20 protein-coding genes are annotated in these 17326 nt (G+C 66.6%); 12 read left to right on the forward strand and 8 right to left on the reverse strand.

Annotated features, from left to right (window positions below; translation table 11 throughout):
* Window positions 1-227 precede the first annotated feature (227 nt).
* Genes B3E94_RS08705 through B3E94_RS08725 form a run of 5 tightly spaced genes read right to left on the reverse strand, consistent with a single transcriptional unit; the run spans window position 228 to window position 3939 of the window.
* On the reverse strand, window positions 228-1184 hold the full coding sequence (locus B3E94_RS08705; protein WP_286913107.1) for a FecR family protein: 957 nt from the start codon (window positions 1182-1184) through the stop codon (window positions 228-230).
* Window positions 1181-1681: an RNA polymerase sigma factor gene (locus B3E94_RS08710; RefSeq protein WP_286913144.1), complete on the reverse strand. Its 501-nt coding sequence runs from the start codon at window positions 1679-1681 to the stop codon at window positions 1181-1183. Before B3E94_RS08710 ends, B3E94_RS08705 begins: the two co-directional genes overlap by 4 nt.
* Before the next feature lie 55 nt (window positions 1682-1736).
* Window positions 1737-2063: a DUF3325 domain-containing protein gene (locus tag B3E94_RS08715; RefSeq protein ID WP_176517712.1), complete on the reverse strand. Its 327-nt coding sequence runs from the start codon at window positions 2061-2063 to the stop codon at window positions 1737-1739.
* Window positions 2057-3637, reverse strand: coding sequence for a PepSY-associated TM helix domain-containing protein (locus tag B3E94_RS08720; RefSeq protein WP_286913108.1), 1581 nt, complete (start codon window positions 3635-3637; stop codon window positions 2057-2059). Before B3E94_RS08720 ends, B3E94_RS08715 begins: the two co-directional genes overlap by 7 nt.
* On the reverse strand, window positions 3634-3939 hold the full coding sequence (locus B3E94_RS08725; RefSeq protein ID WP_176517710.1) for a DUF3649 domain-containing protein: 306 nt from the start codon (window positions 3937-3939) through the stop codon (window positions 3634-3636). The genes B3E94_RS08720 and B3E94_RS08725 overlap by 4 nt, the downstream gene beginning before the upstream one ends.
* A 171-nt stretch (window positions 3940-4110) precedes the next feature.
* Here B3E94_RS08725 and B3E94_RS08730 point away from each other — a divergent pair, with 171 nt between their 5' ends.
* The 4 genes from B3E94_RS08730 to B3E94_RS08745 all read left to right on the forward strand — a co-directional run bounded on the left by B3E94_RS08730 (window position 4111) and on the right by B3E94_RS08745 (window position 8456).
* On the forward strand, window positions 4111-4605 hold the full coding sequence (locus tag B3E94_RS08730; protein ID WP_176517709.1) for a sigma-70 family RNA polymerase sigma factor: 495 nt from the start codon (window positions 4111-4113) through the stop codon (window positions 4603-4605).
* Window positions 4602-5528 carry a FecR domain-containing protein gene (locus B3E94_RS08735; protein ID WP_286913109.1) on the forward strand — a complete coding sequence of 309 codons (927 nt, stop codon included), beginning with the start codon at window positions 4602-4604 and terminating at the stop codon, window positions 5526-5528. Before B3E94_RS08730 ends, B3E94_RS08735 begins: the two co-directional genes overlap by 4 nt.
* A gap of 81 nt (window positions 5529-5609) precedes the next feature.
* Complete coding sequence (gene fecA / locus B3E94_RS08740; protein ID WP_286913110.1) at window positions 5610-7937, forward strand: TonB-dependent Fe(3+) dicitrate receptor FecA; 2328 nt, start codon at window positions 5610-5612, stop codon at window positions 7935-7937.
* A gap of 171 nt (window positions 7938-8108) precedes the next feature.
* Entirely contained in the window at window positions 8109-8456 is a 348-nt protein-coding gene (locus B3E94_RS08745; RefSeq protein ID WP_176518352.1) for an HPF/RaiA family ribosome-associated protein, read from the forward strand.
* Window positions 8457-8517: 61 nt separating this feature from the next.
* Here the strand turns inward: B3E94_RS08745 and B3E94_RS08750 are convergent, their stop codons facing one another.
* Window positions 8518-8928: a response regulator gene (locus B3E94_RS08750; RefSeq protein ID WP_236193928.1), complete on the reverse strand. Its 411-nt coding sequence runs from the start codon at window positions 8926-8928 to the stop codon at window positions 8518-8520.
* A gap of 55 nt (window positions 8929-8983) precedes the next feature.
* Window positions 8984-9154 (reverse strand): Flp family type IVb pilin, encoded by a 171-nt coding sequence (locus B3E94_RS08755; RefSeq protein ID WP_176518351.1) that lies wholly within the window; start codon window positions 9152-9154, stop codon window positions 8984-8986.
* Between the two features lie 294 nt (window positions 9155-9448).
* Here B3E94_RS08755 and cpaB point away from each other — a divergent pair, with 294 nt between their 5' ends.
* From cpaB to B3E94_RS08795, 8 genes are read left to right on the forward strand one after another with little or no spacing between them, the layout of a single operon-like run.
* Window positions 9449-10393: a Flp pilus assembly protein CpaB gene (gene cpaB / locus B3E94_RS08760; protein ID WP_286913111.1), complete on the forward strand. Its 945-nt coding sequence runs from the start codon at window positions 9449-9451 to the stop codon at window positions 10391-10393.
* Between the two features lie 17 nt (window positions 10394-10410).
* Window positions 10411-11670 carry a type II and III secretion system protein family protein gene (locus tag B3E94_RS08765; RefSeq protein WP_286913113.1) on the forward strand — a complete coding sequence of 420 codons (1260 nt, stop codon included), beginning with the start codon at window positions 10411-10413 and terminating at the stop codon, window positions 11668-11670.
* Entirely contained in the window at window positions 11667-12857 is a 1191-nt protein-coding gene (locus B3E94_RS08770) for a pilus assembly protein (protein ID WP_176510902.1), read from the forward strand. Before B3E94_RS08765 ends, B3E94_RS08770 begins: the two co-directional genes overlap by 4 nt.
* On the forward strand, window positions 12854-14110 hold the full coding sequence (locus tag B3E94_RS08775; RefSeq protein ID WP_176510901.1) for a CpaF family protein: 1257 nt from the start codon (window positions 12854-12856) through the stop codon (window positions 14108-14110). The genes B3E94_RS08770 and B3E94_RS08775 overlap by 4 nt, the downstream gene beginning before the upstream one ends.
* The gene (locus B3E94_RS08780) at window positions 14107-14988 is read left to right on the forward strand and encodes a type II secretion system F family protein (protein WP_286913116.1); all 882 of its coding nucleotides are present in this window, start codon (window positions 14107-14109) and stop codon (window positions 14986-14988) included. The genes B3E94_RS08775 and B3E94_RS08780 overlap by 4 nt, the downstream gene beginning before the upstream one ends.
* A 2-nt stretch (window positions 14989-14990) precedes the next feature.
* Window positions 14991-15878, forward strand: coding sequence for a type II secretion system F family protein (locus tag B3E94_RS08785; RefSeq protein WP_286913117.1), 888 nt, complete (start codon window positions 14991-14993; stop codon window positions 15876-15878).
* A gap of 9 nt (window positions 15879-15887) precedes the next feature.
* Window positions 15888-16589, forward strand: coding sequence for a tetratricopeptide repeat protein (locus B3E94_RS08790; protein WP_286913118.1), 702 nt, complete (start codon window positions 15888-15890; stop codon window positions 16587-16589).
* 16 nt (window positions 16590-16605) lie between these two features.
* Entirely contained in the window at window positions 16606-16869 is a 264-nt protein-coding gene (locus tag B3E94_RS08795; RefSeq protein WP_286913119.1) for a DUF3613 domain-containing protein, read from the forward strand.
* A gap of 10 nt (window positions 16870-16879) precedes the next feature.
* Here the strand turns inward: B3E94_RS08795 and B3E94_RS08800 are convergent, their stop codons facing one another.
* Window positions 16880-17314 (reverse strand): prepilin peptidase, encoded by a 435-nt coding sequence (locus B3E94_RS08800; protein WP_236235360.1) that lies wholly within the window; start codon window positions 17312-17314, stop codon window positions 16880-16882.
* Window positions 17315-17326 lie beyond the last annotated feature (12 nt).

Consider the following 17326-nt stretch of genomic DNA (forward strand, 5'->3'; position numbering starts at 1 on the left):
GACGCTGACCTGTGAGAGGGTTATTACTGCGAATGAATCGCACTTCCACTCATTACACGGATGTCACGTCCTGTTACCTCACCCGCCTTCTGAAATTTTTTGTCAGTGCCGGCCTCATCGCCGGCAAGCCGGCTCCCACAAGGCTTGCACAGAACCTGTAAGAGCCCCACAAGGCTTGCATAGAACCTGTGGGAGCCGGCTTGCCGGCGATGAGGCCGGTACAGCCACTACTTGATGATGGTCAACCGCCCCAATACGGTCTGGCGCGAAAAGCCCATCACCTTGCCCAGCGAATCCAGCGCCAGCAACGGCTCCTGCACCGGGAAGCTACCGCTGACCTTGCGCTGCCCCAGCTCGCCATCGAGCAGCACGATCCGCCCCGGGTAGTAGCGCCCCAGGTCCTCGACCACCTGCGCCAGCGGCACCTGGTAGTAATTCAGCCAGCCCTGGCGCCAGGCCAGCCGACTGTCGCTGTCCACCGCCTGCACCGCACCTGCGCGGCCATCGGCGTAGCCCAGCTGCTGATTGGCCGTCAGCTCACTGGGCGCTTGGCCCTGCGCCGCAGCCACGGCCACGCGCCCGCTGCGCACCGTCACTTGCGCCCCCGCGCCGTGGTCGCGCACTTCGAACTGGGTACCCAGCACGCGCACTTCACCGCCCGCAGCTTCCACCACGAACGGCTCGCCGGTATGCGTGACCTGGAAGAACGCAGCGCCGTGCAACAGCCGCACGCGGCGCTCGCCCTGCTGGAAATCGACCGCGATGGCGCTGCCGGCGTCCAGGGTCACTTCGGACTGGTCCGGCAGCGTCACCTGGCGCACCGCCTCGCCGCTGCGATAATCGGCTCGCAAATCCTGCAGCCAATGCCCTGGGTGCCAACCGCCCGCCACGCCTACCGCCAGTGCCAGGCAGGCTGCCGTGGCCAGTGCCCGCAACCAGGGCTTGCGCGCCGGCGGCCTGGCCATGGCAGCCAGATACTGCTGCAAACCCGCCTGTTCTTCTTCCGCCAGGCGCGACGCCGGCGCGGCGCTGAGCTGCCACGCAGCCTGGGCCTCGTCATAGGCCTGGCGATGCTGCGGGTCGGCCAGCAGCCAGCGCTTGAAGGCCGCGCTGTGGGCAACCTCGGGCTGGTCGATGATCCGGCTCAGCCAGTGCTCAGCGGTGATCGGGTGTGGATGGCTCATCGACGGGCGCTCCCTGGCCGGCGCGTGGAAACAGCGGGCTCGGCAACACTCGCCTTGCACGCTTCGAGGGCGCGCATCATATGCTTTTCCACAGCGCTCTGGGACAGCTGCATGGCCTTGGCGATCTCGCCGTACTTGCAGCCATGCACGCGGTTGAGCAGAAAGATCTGCCGGGTGCGCTCAGGCAAGGCGCGCAGCGCGGCCTCGATGCGCTGCAAGTCATGGTCGATTTCCAGGGCCTGCTCCGGCGCCGGCCCTTGCGCGCCCTGGTCGAGCAAAATTGCGGCCTCGGCCACCCGCTCGCGGCTGCCTTCGCTGCGCAGGTGGTCGATGGCCAGGTTGCCGGCGCAGCGCAGCAGGTAGGTGTCGAGGGCCTCGACCTTGACCTGCGGGCGCCGCCAGAAGCGCAGGAACAACTCCTGCACCAGGTCCGAGGCCGTGGCGCGGCAGCCGACCCGACGGCTGACCAGCGCCTCCATGCGCGCACGCTGGGCCATGAACACCTGGACGAAGCGCGCGCGGGAGCCGTCGCTGTCGTGTTCGATCAAGGCATCACCCTGGCAGCACCGCCAGCAATGGCCCCAGCACCAGGCTGGCAGCGGCCAGGCCCAGCAGCAGGCGCGGCTGATAGGGCAAGCCGAACACCCACAGGGTAACGCCGGCCATCAGCACCGCCAGCCACTCCACCAGGCCATAGGCCCAGCCACGCAGGTGCACGGCCAGCATCAGCGACAGCGCCAGCAGCAGCCACCCCAGGCCACGCAACAGGCGTAACTGGCCGGGGCCAGGCTTGCGCCCGAGCAGCTCGTTGAAATGCTTGTCCATGGCCAGGCACAGGGCGGCGAAGCCGGCAAAACCGATCAAGGCAACGCTCAGCATCCGTGCACCTCGGCCGAATCAATCGCCGCCTTGGCTGCGCGCGGGGCGCGTTTGCCCGCAGGCTTTGCCGGGCGCAGCATCTTGCCTGCCGCCCAGGCCAGGAACAGCCCGCTGCCCAGCGCAGTCAGGTCGAACCCGGCCATGGCCCAGTCGCCCTCGGCCAGTGAATGGTTCAAGCCCTGCCCGGTGGCCAGGCCGTTGAGCAGCGGCAGCAAGGCGAAGGCCACGGCCCCGAAGGCCAGTTGCTCGCCCCAGGCCTTGCGCCCCGGGCGCAGCACGGCATGCACCAGCGCCAGCAGCCAGGCCAGGAAGAAGCTGTTGACCTCCCAGTCGGCGCGCTCGGGCAAGGCCACCGGTAGCAGCCGGTTGGCCCAGAAGAAGGCGGCCACGGCCAGCAGCAGGCCGCTCATGCTGGCGATGTTAAGCACTTCGACCAAACGTAGCTCGCCGGGCATGCGCTCGCTCTTGGCATGCTTGAGCTGACGCTTGCCCAGCCACATCACCAGGCCCGTGCCGATCACCGCCGTGCCGGCGATGCCGAAGACGAAATACAGCCAGCGCAACCAGGGCCCGGCGTAGTTGCCCATGTGCAGACCGACGAAGGTGAACGAGGTCATCATCGCCGCGCTTTCCGGGGCACCCTGGCTCAGCAGCTCGCCGCTGGCGCCGTCGAACATCCAGTTGGCGCTGCGCTTGTAGGCGATGCTGTCGGCCGAAGCCTGGGTGAAGCTGACCCGCGCATTGCGATCGCCCGGGTTGTAGACCTGGATGTAGCCCATGCCCGCGCCGGGCACCTGCGCCTGCACCTTGGCGTAAAGCGCCGCCAGCGGCACCAGGGGCGCGGCGGCATTGGCCAGCTTTGGCACCTCTTCGCGGCCGAACAGGTCGTTGAAATAGCCATTGGTGTTGCCGCCATAGCTGGCCATGATGCTGGCCGGCATGACCATGTACATGAAGATCACCAGGCTGCTGTAGCTGATCATCAGGTGGAACGGCAGCACCAGCACGCCAATCGCATTGTGCCCATCCAGCCACGAGCGCTGGCTCTTGCCGGGGCGGAAGGTGAAGAACTCCTTGAAGATCTTCTTGTGGGTGATGATGCCGGTGACCAGGCCAAGCAGCATGATGAACGCGCAGAAGGTCGCCAGCCAGCGGCCCCAGGGGTGCGGCATCTGCAGCTGGAAATGGAAGCGGTAGAAGAACTCGCCACCGCGGCTGTCACGCGCCTCGACCGGCTGCCCGGTGTGGGCATCGAGCTGCTTGCTGACGCCGCCACGGCGCCCAGCGCCGGGCTCGCGCCAGCTCACGCTCAGCGCCGCCTCGCGGGCACTGGGCAGGCGGATCATCCAGCTTTCGGCATGCTCGGCATTGGCCTGCAGGTAGCGCTGGGCCAAGCCCAGGCTGGCCGCTGGGTCGAGGGCATGGGGGCGGATTTCAGGCTGCGTCCAGTGGCTGATTTCATCCTTGAAGTACGACAGCGTCCCGGTGAGGAAGATGGCGAACAGCAGCCAGCCGAAGAGCAGGCCAGCCCAGGTGTGCAGCCAGGCCATCGCCTGGCGGAAGCCTTCCTTCATGGGGTTTTCATCCAGTACGCGAGCCCATTGAGCGCCCCCAGCAGCAGGCTTGGCAGCAGCACGCCAAGCCAGGCCCGCGCTGCGCTGCGGCAGGCGAAGCAGTAGATGAAGGCCAACAGGTAGAAAACGAACGACAGCATCATCCCGGTCATGGCCGCGTCTACCCGTGCCATCGGCGACAGCAGGCTGATGCAGACACTGGCCATGGATGCCAGCAGGTAACCGCCCAGCAGCGCGGCCAGGCAGCGAGAGGTCACGGCCAGGCGGTAGCTGAGGGGAAGCCCGGCGGCAGTGCGCTTCATGGCGAAAGGTCCGGAAAAATGCGGGGCTGCAATAATAATGATTTGGATTCTCATAAGCAAAGCCTGCCCGTCGGTCTTTCGCGAGCAAGGATTGCCGAGCACAACGCGCCTCACTACAATGCGAACAATTCTTACTACCAGTTGCGCTACCCAGGCGCCGGAGTCTGCACGGTGCCCAGCGCCCTCTCATCCACGGTCGAAGGCCTCTACCACGCCCATCACAACTGGCTGACCGGCTGGCTGCGCCGTCGCCTGGGCTGCCCGCACAGCGCCGCGGACCTGGCCCAGGACACCTATGTGCGCCTGCTGCAAGCGCGTGAAGCGCCGCAACTGATCGAGCCCCGCGCCTTCCTCGCCACCGTGGCCAAGCGCGTGCTGTGCAACCACTTGCGCCGCCAGGAACTGGAGCGCGCCTACCTCGAAGCGCTGGCCCAGGTACCGGAGCACGTGGCGCCGAGTGAAGAGCAGAAGGCGATCATCTTCGAGACCTTGCTCGAGCTCGACCGCTTGCTCGATGGCTTGGCCCCGCTGGTCAAGCGTGCGTTCCTGCTGGCCCAGGTCGATGGCATGGGCCAGAGCGAAATCGCCCGCGAGCTGGGCATTTCCCTGGCCACGGTCAAGCGCTACCTGAACAAGGCAGCCTTGCGCTGCTATTTCGCCCTGTGAACATGGCGTTTTCCGCACAGGTGGCCGAACAGGCCGTGCACTGGCTGATCGAGTCCCAGGGCGATGACTTCGACCCGGCCCAGCAGCAGGCATTGCAGCGCTGGTTGCAGGCCGACCATGAGCACCAGCGGGCCTGGGCGCATATCCAGCAGGTCAACCAGCGCCTGCGCGGGGTTGCCTCGCCGGTGGTGCATGCCACCCTGCAGGCCCCGCCGTCCCCTGCCCGGCGCCGTGCACTCAAGGCCTTGCTGCTGCTCGGCGTGGCCAGCGCCACGGGCCTTGGCCTGCAATCGCACAACCCATTGCCTGGCTTGATGGCCGACTACCGCAGCCCGCTCGGGCAGCGCCGGCGAATGCAGCTGGACGATGGCAGCGTGCTGCAACTCAACACCCGCAGCGCCGCCGATGTGCGCTTCGATGGCCAGCAGCGCCAAGTGCGGCTGCGCGAGGGCGAACTGGCCCTGGATGTGCTCGATGACCCACGGCCGCTGGTGCTGCGCACCGACCAGGGCGCCCTGCAGCTGGACAGCGGGCGCTACAACGTGCGCGAGTTCGAGGGTTTCAGCCTGGTTTCGGTGTTCAGTGGCAAGGCCAGTGTCGCCGGCCAGGCGCTGCTGGCCGGGCAACGTGCCCGCTTCACCCCCCTCGGCTGGCAGGCGATCGCGCCGGTGGATCGCAACAGTGGTGCCTGGGTCGACGGCATGCTGGTGGCTTCGCAGATGCGCCTGGGGGACTTCCTCGCCGAGCTTGGCCGCTATCGCCAGGGGCAGCTGGGGTGCAGCGAGTCGATCGCGGACCTGCGGGTGTCCGGCTCCTACCCGCTGGATGACAGCGAGCGGATCTTGCAGATGCTGGAAGTGGCGTTGCCGGTGCGGGTGCGGCGCTTCACCCGCTACTGGGTGACCCTCGAAGCCCGGGTATGAATTTTTTCGCAATCGGCTGAGCCAATTTCCCGACCTCGCGTGACAGAGAAGGCAGAACCCCTTCTTACAGGACCCTGCTCGATGCCCCTGCGCCCTACCCCGCTCGTCCACGCCCTGCTGCTGGCCACCAGCCTCGGCCTTGCCACCCCAGCCCTGCAGGCTGGCGAGGCACGCACCTACCACATCGGCGCAGGCTCGCTGGAGGATGCCCTGAACCAGTTCGGCCGCGAGAGCGGTGCGTTGATCTCGTTCGCCTCGCAGCTGACCCAAGGCCTTGCCAGCCAAGGCCTGGAGGGCAAGTACGAGGTCGCGCAGGGCCTGGAGGCGCTGTTGCGTGGTAGTGGCCTGCAGGCGCGCCAGGAGGCCGACAACGCCTTCAGCCTGCAGCCGGCAGGTGCGTCGGCACCCGCCGCCGCCGTGGAGCTTGGCGCCTCGACCGTGGTCGGCGACTGGCTGGGCGAGGCCCAGCAGGACAACGTCTTCGAGCACCCCGGCGCCCGCGACGTGGTGCGCCGCGAGGCGTTCGAACGCAGCGGCGCCACCACCGCGCGCGAAGTGCTCAACCGCATCCCCGGCGTCAACGCCCCGGACAACAACGGCACCGGCAGCCACGACCTGGCGCTCAACTTCGGCATTCGCGGCCTCAACCCGCGCCTGGCCTCGCGCTCGACCGTGCTGATGGACGGCATACCGGTGCCTTTCGCGCCCTACGGCCAACCGCAGCTGTCGCTGGCGCCGATCAGCATGGGCAACATGGACGCGGTGGACGTGGTGCGCGGCGGCGGTGCCGTGCGCTATGGCCCGCAGAACGTCGGCGGCATCGTCAACTTCGTCACCCGCGCCATCCCGCAACAGGCGACCTTCAAGGCCGCCATGCAGAACCAGGTCAGCCCGTCGTCCAGCCAGGACGGCTTGAAGAACAGCGCCAACCTGCTGGTCGGTGGCACCAACGACAACGGCCTGGGCGGCGCGCTGCTGTACTCGGGCGTGCGCGGCGGCGACTGGCGCGAGCACAGCGACACGCAGATCGACGACCTGATCCTCAAGGGCAAGCTGCAGCTCGACGAGGCCAACAGCCTGCATGCCATGGCCCAGTACTACGAAGGTGAAGCGCAGATGCCCGGCGGCCTGAGCAGCGCCGCCTTCGATGCCGACCCGTATCAGTCGACGCGCCTGAAGGACAAGTTCTGGGGCCGCCGCACGCTGTTCAACTTCGGCTACGAGCACAAGCAGGACGAGCGCCAGTTCAGCGTCAACAGCTTCTTCACCAAGACCCTGCGCAGCGGCTACCTGGACCAGGGCAACTTCGTTTCGCTGTCGCCGCGCGAATATTGGGTACGCGGCATCGAGACCCGCTTCTCGCAAGGCCTGGCGCTGGGCGAGAGCTGGCACGAACTGGGCATCGGCTACCGCTACGTCAACGAAGCCGGCCACGAACTGCGCTACCGCGAGCCGGTCAACGGCAACCTGCCAACCACCGCCAGCCGCAACGACCGCGACACCCGCGGCAGCACCGAAGCCCATGCCATCTACCTGGATGACCGCATCGACATCGGCCGCTGGACCATCACCCCGGGCGTGCGCTACGAGATGATCGACTCCGAGCAGAGCAACAAGCTCAATGGCCAGCGCTACCAGGGCAGCTACAACACCGCGCTGCCGGCGCTGAACGTGATGTACCACCTGACCGACAGCTGGAACCTGTACGCCAACACCGAAGGCTCGTTCGGCAGCGTGCAGTACAGCCAGATGCCCAACCGCGTCAGCAGCGGCGAGGTGAAACCGGAAAAAGCGCGCACCTGGGAAGTCGGTACCCGCTACGACAGCGGCGACCTGCAGGCCGAGATCGGCGCGTTCCTGATCAACTTCGACAACCAGTACGAAAGCAACCAGACCAACGACTCGGTGATCGCCCGCGGCGAAACCCGCCACCAGGGCATCGAGACCAGCGTGCGCTATGCCCTCGATGGCCTCAGCCCGGCGCTGGCAGGCTTCGACGTGCACGCCAGCTACGCCTTCGTCGACGCCACCATCCGCGAAGACGGGCCGAACAAAGGCAACCAGGTGCCGTTCTCGTCGCGCCACAAGGGCAACCTTGGCGTGGGCTACACCGAGGGGCCATGGCAGCTGAACCTCGATGGCAGCTTCCAGAGCAGCCAGTACGCCGACAACGCCAACACCAGCGCCGAGAGCGCCGATGGCAGCACCGGGCGCATCCCGGGCTACATGCTGGTGAGCACCCGCGCCGGGTATGACTTCGGGCCGCAGCTGTCGAACCTGAAAGTGGCGGTGGGGGTGAAGAACCTGTTCAACCGCGAGTACTACACGCGCTCGTTCGATGACAACAACAAGGGCAAGTACGTGGATGAGCCGCGGACCTTGTACGTGCAGACTTCGGTGGAGTTCTGAAGCACCGCTGGGCCGCTTGGCGGCCCAATTTGCAACAAGAAATTTATTTTCAGAAAAGGGTTGAAATCATTCACTGGTTGCCTGACCTTAGAGTCAAGAGGCGAAGAAATTCCAGGGGCCTCAAGGGCCTAGGCACGCCTCCATGCGAGCAAGCTGAATAAGGATTGAATCATGCAAATCCAGGTCAACAGCAGCAACCATATCGAAGGCAACATCCGTCTCAACGAGTGGGTCCGCAGTACGCTGGAAGCCACGCTCGAACGTTACGAGGAGGACCTCACCCGCATCGAGGTGCACCTGCGCGACGACAACGGTGCCAAACCCGGTCCGCATGACAAACGTTGCCAGATGGAGGCTCGCCCCAAAGGCCACCAACCGATTTCCGTGACCCACACCGCCACCTCGCTGGACCAGGCGGTCGACGGTGCCGCCAGCAAGCTGAACAATGCGCTGGAGCATTTTTACGGCAAACTGCGCAGCAAGCGCGGCGTCCTGGAGCTGAACGACCCCGACGCCTGATTGCAACAGCAAAAAAAACGCCCGGCCAATGCCGGGCGTTTTTCGTTTCTGGGCAATCAGCTCAGTACTTGACCACCTGCAACAGCGGCTGCGGGAACAGGTTGTCCAGCGTCTGCAGCAGGCGTGCGTAATAGATGGGCTTGCGAAAGAAATCCAGCACCTGCAGGCGCAGCAGGTCACTCACATCATCGGCGCCGGCATGGCCTGACATGACGATCACCGGCAGATGCTGGCGGGCGACGTGATCGCGCATGCGCTTGATCAGGCCGATGCCGCTTTCTTCCGGCATGCGCAGGTCGGTGATCACCAAGGCAACGTCGGGGTGCAGCGTGAGCAGCTGCAGGGCCGCTTTCACCGAGCCTGCGGCCAGGCACGAATACCCTTCGTTCTCCAGCAGTTCGGCCAGCTCCAGCAGGTGCTCTTCCTCATCATCCACCAATAGAATTTGCTGAAGCGAGGAAGAGTTCTGCATGTTCGGCTCCTGTTCATCCACACAGATGATGGCGACACCGGCAACGGCGCGCCGGTTACAGAATTCCCTGGATGGTGGTGAACATCGTCTTGATCTTGTCCGAGATCGGCGTGACGAAGCCCGCCAGCACCACCGCCACCATCGCCGCGATGACCGCATACTCGATACCCGACGCACCGTCTTTACGGCGCAGGAATTGTTTGCAGTGACGGACGAACTGTTTCATGACCAGCTCCTTGCGGCGTCATCGCCGGCGACAATGGCGTCAAAGTGACACCCTTTTGCCATCAAAGAATCGCCAAGCTGGGGGCAACCGCAAATATAAAAAAGCATTAGTCATTTAGTGATAATCCCTAGGGATTAATGCGGCGACTTCACTTAACCAACTGTTTTGATTGGGTTTAGCCAAAAACGCTAAAAAAACCCGCGAGCCTCATGGCGAAAGGCGATGGTTGCACTAACGTGCAATAGCGAAATAGTAACTTTTTGCCAGCATTCGTTCACAGCAGGGAGGCCAGAGATGAGCAGTCGCATGACCATGATTCTGGCTGCGCTCTTCCTGTTTGGCGCACTGCTGGCCGGCTACTGGGGCTTCGTGCTGAGCCGCCCCGCAGAACAACCCGTGCCTGCCGCCACCCCGGCTGAACAACCCATCGCCACGGCGCCAGCCCCTCCCCCGCAACCGCCTGAACCGCTGCGTTCACCCATCGTGGTACTGCGCAAGGCACTCCCGGCCAATACCCCGGTCAGCGCAGACGACGTGCTGCTCGAACGCCTGCAGATAGTACCCGACGGCGCGTTCCAGGCCATCGACCAGGTCATCGGCCGCACCAGCGCAAGGCCCCTGGCAGCCGGCAGCTGGCTGGACGAATCCAGCTTCGAAAACGGCGGGCCGCTGGCGCGGATGATCCGCAGCCACGAACGCGCCGTTGCCATTGGCGTGGACGAAGTCATCGGTGCTGCCGGGCAGATGGCGCCCGGCGACTATGTGGATGTGCTGCTGTACCTGCGCGAAGACACCAGCAACCCGCAGTCCTCGGCCCAGGTCGTGTTGCCCGCCCTGCGTGTGCTGAGCATCGGCGAGCAGATGGGCGTGGCCAACGACGGGCACCCGGCGCAGAGCGCCGAAGCGCTCAAGGCGCGCCGCGAACAGGGCAACCCGGTGATGGCCTCCGGCACCCGCACCGTGGTGCTGGCCGTGCCCGAAGCCTTCGCCAGCCGCCTGATGCTGGCGGCCCAGGTCGGCACCCTGCGCCTGGCCGTGCGCAGCGCCGACGAACAGCGCCTGGCCAGTTACTGGGCCGAGCACGATAACCAACCCCAGGTTGAAACCCTCAACCGTGAACTCTACCGCTTCAGCCAACTGTCCCAGGCGCCCCTGAGCAAACCCGCCGCCGTCACCGCGGTGGCGGGCATGCAGGTGATCCGGGGCGCACAGGCCGCTGGCGAGAAAAACACCCCCTGACACGGCAAGGATGCAGTATGCGCAGTTCCGAGCATTGCAGTTCAACACGAGTCTTCCACCGTGCGTGCCTCGCGCTGCTGCTGACCGGCGTGCTGGCCCAGGCCCATGCTGCGGGCAAGGGGTGCGAGGCCTACGCCCAGTTACCCTCGGTGATCGAAATGGACGAAGGCCTGCAGCAAGAGCTGCGCCTGCCGCTGGCGATCAGCCGGGTGGCCGTCGGCGAGCCGAAGGTGGCCGATGTGCAGGCCAGTGGCGAGCGCGCCGTGCTGGTGACCGCCGTGGGCCCGGGCAATACCACGCTGATGCTGTGGACCGCCTGCGCCCCCACGCCGCACCGGGCCATGCTGTTCGTCAAGGGCCGGGCCAGCGTCGACATGGCCGAGGGTGGCCTGCCGCCCTCGCTGGATGCGCAGTTGCCAAGCCAGGTCCAGGCCGACATCCGCTTCGTCGAAGTGCGCCGCAGCAAGTACAAGGAGGCCGGCGCCCGCCTGTTCTTCAGCGGCTCGAACAACAGCCTGATCGGCTCGCCCGGCACGGTACCGGGCACCTCGGTGACACCCGGCGCGGTGCCGATCACCCGCCCAGCCATCCCGCTCGACGACGGTGTGTTCAATATCGTCTGGGGCGGCGGCAGCAGCCGATTCCTGGCGGCCATCAACGCCCTGGAGAACAGCGGCTTCGCCTACACCCTGGCGCGCCCCAGCCTGACCGTGCTCAGCGGCCTGACGGCAAGTTTTCTGGCCGGCGGCGAGATTCCGATCCCGGTGCCCAGCGCCGGCAGCGACAACGTCTCGATCGAGTACAAGGAATTCGGCGTGCGCCTGGCGCTGACGCCAACGGTGGTCAGCCGCGACCGCATCACCCTGAAGATCGCCCCCGAAGTCAGCGAACTGGACTACAACAACGCGGTGAACATCGCCGGCACGCTGGTGCCGGGGCTGAGCGTGCGGCGTACCGACACCAGCATCTCGCTGGCCGATGGCGAGAGCTTCATCATCAGCGGCCTGGTCAGCAACGACACCCGCTCCTCGGTAGACAAGCTCCCAGGGCTGGGCAACCTGCCGATCCTGGGCGCGTTCTTCCGCCAGTCGTCGCTGGTACGCCAGGAAACCGAGCTGCTGATGATCGTCACCCCGCACCTGGTCCAGCCCCTGGCCGCCAATGCCCGGCTGCCGCAGCTGCCCGGCGAAGGCCTGCGCACCTACGACCCCAGCTGGGGCCGGCTGTTCTTCATGGAAAACGGCAATTTCGATGGCGGCAGCGGGTTATCACAATGAACGAGAGCCTCAACCAGACCTTCCTCGGCATCACCCGCAACGAAGAGGACCTGCAATGGCTGCAGGCCGCGCTGGCGCCGCTGGGCCAGGTGATAGGCGCCAACGCCGGCAACCTCGACGAGCTGCTGGCGCTGGTCAACGCGACCTTCAGCAACCTGGTGTTCATCGGCCTTGACCGTGAACAGCTGGTTCACCAGTGCGCCTTGATCGAAGGCGTGCTGGAAGCCAAGCCGATGCTGGCCATCGTCGCCTTGGGCGATGGCATGGACAACCAGCTGGTGCTGCACGCCATGCGCGCCGGCGCCCGCGATTTCGTCGCCTACGGCTCGCGCGCCAGCGAGGTGGCCGGGCTGGTACGGCGCCTGGGCAAGCGCATGCCCACCGTCACCAGCAACCCCACCCTGGGCGGGCTCACCGTGTTGTACGGTGCGCAGACCGGCGCCGACGGCGCGCTGCTGACCACCCACCTGGCGCGGGTGGTGCAGGAAAGCGGGCAACAGACGCTGCTGCTCGACCTGGGCATGCCACGCGGCGACAGCCTGGCCCTGCTTGGGCTGGAGGCGTCGTTCTACTTCGGCGATGCCCTGCGCCACCTGCGCCGGCTGGATACCACGCTGATCGACAGCGCCTTCACCCGCGACAAGAAAGGCCTGCGCCTGCTCACCTGCGCCGAAAACGACGAGCCGCTGCGCCAGACCAGCGCCGCCGAGCTGTACATGCTGCTCAGTGCCCTGCGCCAGCACTTCCAGCACATCGTCGTGAACCTGACCGGCCACGCCGACAGCGAAGCCCTGCGCACCCTGGTCAGCCACTGCGACAAGCTGATCGTCTACACCGACCAGAACATCCTCGACTGCCGGCGCAACCTGGAAGTGCTCGAGCTGTGGCGTGACCATGGCATCAAGCTGGAGCACGCCAGCCTGCTGGTCGACCGCCACCTGAACAACGTCGCCCCCGACCCCGAAAGCCTGGCCAAGCGCTACGCCCTGCCGCTGCTCAAGGTCATGCCCGACAGCGCCGAGCTGCGCCTGAACGCCAAGAACCAAGGGCTGAGCCTGTTCGAACTGGCCCCGCGGGAAAACCTCACGCAAGCCTTGCGCAGCCTGGGTGAACGGCTGGCACAGCGCTCGGAAAACCTTTCGCCACCGGCCTTCACCTGGCTGCGTCGGCTGTGGGGCAGCAGATGAACGGCGACCAGCCCTTTGGCGGCCAGCAGCATGCTTCGGGCGACCCTTACGCGCTCAAGCGCGCCCTGCACCGCTTTGCCATCGACGCCATCGAAGACAGCGGGCGCAACCTGCTCGAAGGCGCGCGCCCGGCGCTGACCCAGTTCGTTCTGGAGCAGGTGGGCGACTACGTGGCGCGGCTGCGCCTGGCGTTGTCACGCTACGAAATGGAGCGCCTGGCCGAAGAGCTGGTCGACGAGCTGACCGGCTTCGGCCCCCTGGAGGTGCTGCTGCGCGACAGCAGCGTCACCGAAATCCTGGTCAACGGCCCGCATCGGGTGTTCGTCGAACGGGCCGGCCAGTTGCAGCAGACCGACCTGCGCTTCATCGACGCCCACCACGTCGAGCGCGTGATGCAGCGCATCCTCGCCCCGCTCGGGCGACGCCTGGACGAGTCTTCGCCGATGGTCGATGCGCGCATGCCCGACGGCAGCCGGGTCAACGCGATCATCCCGCCGGTGGCGCTGGATGGCCCGTGCCTGTCGATCCGCAAGTTCCGCCAGGACATGCTCAAGAGCGCCGACCTGCTCGCCACCCGGGCCATCGACCAGCACATCTTCGACTTCCTCGAGCGCGCCGTCGGCCGGCGCTGCAACATCCTGGTCAGCGGCGGCACCGGCACCGGCAAGACCACCCTGCTCAACATCCTCAGCCAGATGATCGCCCCGCGCGAGCGCCTGGTCACCATCGAGGACGTGGCCGAACTGCAGCTGCACCACCCCCACGTGGTGCGCCTGGAAACCCGCCCACCCAATGCCGAGGGGCACGGCGAAATCAAGGCCAGCGAACTGATCCGCAACGCCCTGCGGATGCGCCCGGACCGCATCATCCTCGGCGAAATCCGTGGCACCGAAGTGCTCGATGTGCTCACCGCGATGAACACCGGGCACGACGGCTCGATGAGCACCGTGCACGCCAACACCGCCCAGGATGCCCTGCTGCGCCTGGAAACCCTGGTTGGCCTGAGCGGCCGGCAGATCGCCGAAAAGACCTTGCGCCAGATGATCTGCGCAGCGCTGGATGTGGTGATCCAGCTGACCCGCCTGCCCGATGGCCGGCGCTGCGTCAGCGAGGTGCTGGAAGTGGTGGGCGTGCGCGACGACGTGTACGTCACCAACACCCTGTTCCGCCTCGACCGCCGCGGCGGCGACGTCTTTTTGCGCGAAGCGCCCAACCCTGCCGGCAGCAAGCTGCGCACCGAAGGTGTGCCGTGATCGGCCCCCTGCTGCTGGCGCTGTCGCCCCTGCTGCTGGGCGTGTCGCTGCTGCTGTTTCGCAAGGGCCTGTACAAGCGCAGCGAACAGCGCATTCTGCAGCGCCTGGGCCAGGCCTTGCAGGTGGTGCGCAGCGGTAATGCGCGGCGCGACTGGCTCGAGCCAATGTTGCAGCGTGCAGGGCTTGGCGCCAGCGACTGGCAACCGCAACGCTGGCTCTTGGCCTGGCTGGGCCTGGTGCTCCTGGCGCTACTGGCCGGCGGCTGGATCGCCGCCCTGATGGTGCTGGTGAGCATGCCGCTGCTGGGCTACTTCACCCTCAGCGCCTTGTACCGCCGGCGTGTGCGCCAGCTGGTCGAGCAGCTGCCGGCGCTGCTGGACTACAGCGTGCGCAGCCTCAAGGCCGGGCGCACGCTCAACGACGCGGTGCTCGGTGGCATCGATGGCACCCGCGAACCCTTGCGCTCGACCATGACCCGGGTACGGCGCAACGTGCAGCTGGGCGTACCGCTGGACGATGCGGTCAACGAATTCGCCGAGCTGTACGACCAGGACGAACTGCGCCTGTTCGCCATGGGCCTGCGCATCAACCAACGCTATGGCGGCAACACCAGCGAGCTGATGGAAAACCTGATCAAGCTGATCCGCGAGCGTGAACAAGGCGCCCGCCAGCTCAAGGCCATGACCGGCGAAACCCGCATCACCGCGATGATTCTCGGCGCCTTGCCGCTGTGCATGGCCGGTTATTTCCTGATGGCCAACCCGCGCTACCTGCTGGCCATGTGGCAAGACAGCGCCGGGCAGCTGATGCTGCTGCTGGCGTTCGCCCTGCAGGTGCTGGGCTGCCTGGTGCTGTGGCGCATGATGAGGAGCCTCTGAACATGGCCTTGCTGATCTGCGCCCTGTGCCTGTTGTTCGCGGCCTGCCTGCTGGGCCTGCAGGCCGCCCGCCAGTTGCGCGCCCGCTACCTGATCGGCAGGCGCCTGCAAGGGCGCCTGGCCCGCGATGAGCGCCTGGGCGACTGGTTGCACTGGCTGGGCAGCAGCCGGCTTGGCCAGCGCCTGCAGAAGCTCGACGGTGAAAGCCAGGCCCTGCTCGAGCGTGTGGGCTGGCGCCGCAGCCGCCAGCGGGCGCTGTTCGCCGCGGTGCAGCTGGGCCTGCCGCTGCTGACGGTGCTGCTGACCGTGCTGCTGCAGCAAGGGGTCAGCAGCGGTGAAGGCATGCACTGGCTGATCTGGCCGCTGTGCGCGCTGGGCGCCAGCTACCTGCTGCCCAAGCGCCTGCTGGCCAGCGCGGCAAAACGCCGCCAGCAACGCATTGCCCTGGAAGTGAGCCTGATGATCCCGCTGCTGCGCATCCTCTTCGAGACGGGCCTTGCGGTGGAGCAGGCGCTGCGCGTGCTGAGCCTGGAAGGCCGGGCGCTGGTGCCGGAAATCAGCGAAGAGCTACGCCAGGTCCTGCACCGGGTGGACTCGGGCCTGGCGCTCGGGCCGGAGCTGGAAAAGGCCGCAAGCGTGCTGGCCGTGGACGAATTCACCGACACCTGCGTGATCCTCCAGCAATTGCTGACCCAGGGCAGTGGCGCGATGAAGTCGCTGCTGGCGCTCAAAGACCTGCTCGACGACCGGCGCCTGACGCGCATGCAGGAGCGGGTCTCGAAGATGTCGGCAAAGATGTCGGCGGTGATGATGGTGTTCCTCTTCCCGGCGTTGCTCATCGTCCTGGCCGGGCCGGGGTTTTCTGCACTGGCGCGGGCCTTGAGCCCCTGAGGAGATTGGATGAAAGCGATCCTGCTGTTCACAAGCCTGCTACTGCTGGCCGGTTGCGCCGGGCAACAACCCGAGGGGCTGCGCCAGCTGTTCGGCAATACCAGCTGCGCCAAGCCCGACGCCGACCAGCAACTGTCGCTGAACCTGGCCGACGAGATGCTCAACGAAGGCCGCCCGCATGCAAGCCTTGCCCACCTGGAGCAGTTGCCGAACAACCTCGACCAGGTGCGCCTGCGCAAAGCCCGGGTTTCCCGCCTGCTCGGGCGCAGCGAGGCCGAGCCGCTGTACCGCAGCTTGCTGGGCGGTTGCCTGGCCGCCGAAGGCGAGCACGGCCTTGGCCAGCTGGCCTCGGCCCGCGGCGATGACGTGCAGGCCCTGCAGAACCTGCAGCGGGCGGCGCACCTTGCGCCGACCGACGAGCGCGTGCGCAACGACCTGGGCGTCGTATTGATGAACCTGGGGCGCTATGAACAGGCGCGCTTCGAGTTCCTCACGGCGGTCGAGCTCAAGGACGACAACCCGCTGCCGGCGGTCAACCTGGTGACCCTGTCGCTGCTGCAGGACAACTGGCAGCAAGCCACCGACCTGGTCGGGCGGCTGCGGCTCAAGCCCGACCAGTTCGCCCAGGCCCAGGACCGCGCCAGCCAGATCAAGGCCAACGGGCGCGGGCCGCTGGCCTCGGCCACTCGCGCCACCGAAATGGTCAACTGAGGGAACGGCGATGCTGATGATCCGCTCTGCGATGCTGCTGGCCTGCTGCGCCAGCGTCTCTCTGGCCTGGGCCGACGACACCCCGCGTCAGCGCCCGTCTACGCTGACGGCGACCGAAACCTTGCTGCAGGTGCAGTCCAGTGGCGAGCAGGCATCGTCCAAGTTGCAGGTGCAGACGGCACGCGAGCGTGACCTGTCGAAGCAGCGCTGGCTGGACACCTACAAATACGTCATCCCGGACTTCTATCGCTGGGAGCGGGTGAAGTCGAGCAACAACTGAAGCGGCCCTGTCACGCCAGGCACGCACTGGCCAGCACGAACCCCACCAGCACACAGGGCGCGAACGGCTGCTTGTCGCCCGCCTGCCCTGCCCCGCGCCGCCACAGCCGCCGGGCGAGCGCCCATGCCAGCAAGGCCACGCCGGCGCCGATGAAGGTGCCCAGCACGTGCGCCTGGCTGGTGGCCAGGGCCAGCGCGCCAAGCAACTTGACGTCACCGGCGCCAAAGCGCCCGAGCATGTACCCCGGCAGCGTGAGCAGCAGCACGATGGCCAGCGCCCAGCCGGCATCACTGGCCTGGGCACCGACCCAGCTGCGCCCGGTCACCAGCAGCCAGGCCAGCGCGCACGCGGCGATGCCCAGGGTGAGCAGGTTGGAAATCTGCCGCTCCCGCAGGTCTTGCCCGGCACACAGGGCAAGCCACGCCAGCAGGGCAACGCTAGATATTGGCAATTGGCC

This window comes from Pseudomonas sp. UBA6315 (assembly GCF_002438125.1).
In the GTDB taxonomy this organism is placed as follows: domain Bacteria; phylum Pseudomonadota; class Gammaproteobacteria; order Pseudomonadales; family Pseudomonadaceae; genus Aquipseudomonas; species Aquipseudomonas faucium.